Source organism: Pontibacterium sp. (assembly GCF_041587635.1).
In the GTDB taxonomy this organism is placed as follows: domain Bacteria; phylum Pseudomonadota; class Gammaproteobacteria; order Pseudomonadales; family Balneatricaceae; genus Pontibacterium.
Genome location: NZ_JBFGYC010000585.1, coordinates 1 through 2423 on the forward strand (window position 1 = coordinate 1; position 2423 = coordinate 2423).

Sequence of the window (2423 nt, forward strand, 5' to 3'; positions counted from 1 at the left end):
CGTGAAGGCGGTTCTGTGACCGCGGGTAACGCCTCCGGTGTCAACGATGGTGCTTGTGCCCTGCTGATCGCGTCTAAAGAAGCAGCAGAGAAAAATGGCCTGACCCCGAAAGCCCGTGTGGTGGCAATGGCCACTGCCGGTCTTGAACCACGCATCATGGGCTTTGGTCCTGCACCAGCCTCGAAGAAGGTGCTGGAGAAAGCCGGTCTGACACTGGATCAGATGGATGTCATCGAGCTGAATGAAGCCTTTGCTTCACAGGGTTTGGCGGTGATGCGTGATCCGGGTTTACCGGATGATGCAGAAAACGTGAATCCGAACGGCGGTGCAATCTCTCTGGGCCACCCCCTGGGTGCCAGTGGCGCACGTCTGGTAACAACTGCGATGTATCAGCTACATCGTACCGGTGGTCGCTATGCCCTGTGCACCATGTGTATTGGTGTCGGACAGGGTATCGCGATCATCATCGAGCGCGTTTAAGCAGTTTTATAAGGCGTTATCCAATGCCTTCAGGGGGTGTCCCGAAACATCCCCTTTTTTTAACTGCCCAAGTAGAGGCAGTTGTTCTGAAAAACGCTCTGACATAACAACGGTCAATTAGACAGGACAATAATAATTATGCAATACGATCAACCATTACGCGGCGCGCTCGACCCGATTGAAACCGCTAGCATCGATGAGCTGCGCGATCTGCAGCTGGGACGTATGCAGTGGAGTATCGCTCACGCTTATAACAACGTACCGGCCTACAAACGCCTGTGCGACGATAAAGGCGTCCACCCGTTTGATCTGAAAACACTGGACGACCTGAAACTGTTCCCGTTTACCACCAAAGCGTACCTGCGCGACGCGTATCCGTTCGATTCATTTGCAGTTCCGATGAACGAAGTGGTACGTGTCCACGCCTCTTCCGGCACCACCGGTAAACCAACGGTTGTGGGTTACACCCAAAATGATATTGATACCTGGGCTGATGTCGTGGCGCGCTCTATCCGTGCGGCGGGCGGTCACTACGGCGATAAAGTTCACATCTCTTACGGTTACGGTCTGTTTACCGGTGGTATGGGTGCGCACTACGGTGCTGAGCGTCTGGGTTGTACGGTTATTCCGATGTCTGGCGGTCAGACCGAGAAACAGGTTCAGCTGATGCGTGATTTCGATCCGGACATCATCATGGTGACCCCGTCATACATGCTGAACCTGATCGATGAGATGGAGCGTCAGGGTCTGGACCCTCGTGATACCGCACTGCGTCTGGGCATCTTCGGTGCAGAGCCTTGGACCGATGAGATGCGTAAGAACATCGAAACCCGTCTGGGCATTGATGCAGTCGACATCTACGGTCTGTCTGAAGTGATGGGTCCGGGTGTGGCGATGGAATGCATCGAAACTAAAGATGGCCCAACTATTTGGGAAGATCACTTCTACCCTGAAATTATCGATCCAAATACTGGCGAAGTGCTGCCAGACGGCGAATACGGCGAGCTGGTGTTCACCTCTCTGACCAAAGAAGCGCTGCCGATCATCCGTTACCGCACCCGAGACCTGACCCGCCTGTTGCCGGGTACCGCACGTCCGATGCGTCGTATCGATAAGATCACCGGCCGTTCCGATGACATGATGATCATCCGTGGTGTAAACGTGTTCCCAACGCAGATCGAAGAACAGATTCTGAAGATCGCTGCATTGGCTCCGCACTACGAGATCGTAGTGACCAAAGACGGCAACCTGGACAAAGTACAGGTGAAGGTGGAGCTAGCTCCGGAAGCACAGTCAGCGAATCAGGATCAGGCGATCAAAGAGTTGCAGCACCACATTAAGTCAGTGGTCGGCATCAGCACACGCGTGGACATTGTTCCTCTGGGTTCAATTCCTCGCTCTGAAGGCAAGGCAAAGCGCGTATTTGATAACCGCTAAGCTGCTATCAGACAGGCTCCCGCCCTTTTGAGGCGGGGTCTTTGTAACAAGTTGTACAGATCCGCAAAACAGACGCTAACAAAGGCTATCTGATTGTGGTCTGACTAATATATTGTGATACATTATAAGAAAGAGCTGATCGACCATCTGTGTCATTAAGTTTCAGCTCATAATAATTAATCGCGCGCCATATAACATCGTGGAGGCCATTTAGATGACACCTCAAGAACAAAACTTCATGCGCAAGATCGAGGCTGAAGAGAAGATCGAGCCGAAAGATTGGATGCCTGCAGCGTACCGCAAGAATCTGATTCGCCAGATGTCTCAGCACGCTCACTCTGAAGTGATCGGCATGCAGCCAGAAGGTAACTGGATCACGCGAGCGCCTTCTCTGCGTCGTAAAGCAGTACTGCTGTCCAAAGTACAGGATGAAGCGGGCCACGGCCTGTACCTGTACAGCGCAACTGAAACGTTGGGCATCACCCGTGCGGAGCTGATCGAAGCCC

General features: G+C 53.0%; 2 protein-coding genes and 1 pseudogene. All 3 read left to right on the forward strand.

Annotation, left to right across the window (positions count from 1 at the left end; genetic code table 11):
* A pseudogene (locus tag ABYW01_RS19395) lies at window positions 1-480 on the forward strand (3-oxoadipyl-CoA thiolase); the annotation flags it as partial.
* A 138-nt stretch (window positions 481-618) separates the two neighbouring features.
* Window positions 619-1917: a phenylacetate--CoA ligase PaaK gene (gene paaK / locus ABYW01_RS19400; RefSeq protein WP_193955063.1), complete on the forward strand. Its 1299-nt coding sequence runs from the start codon at window positions 619-621 to the stop codon at window positions 1915-1917.
* A 214-nt stretch (window positions 1918-2131) separates the two neighbouring features.
* Window positions 2132-2423 (forward strand): Phenylacetic acid catabolic protein (locus tag ABYW01_RS19405; protein WP_372835998.1); only part of this gene is annotated, 292 nt, incomplete at its 3' end.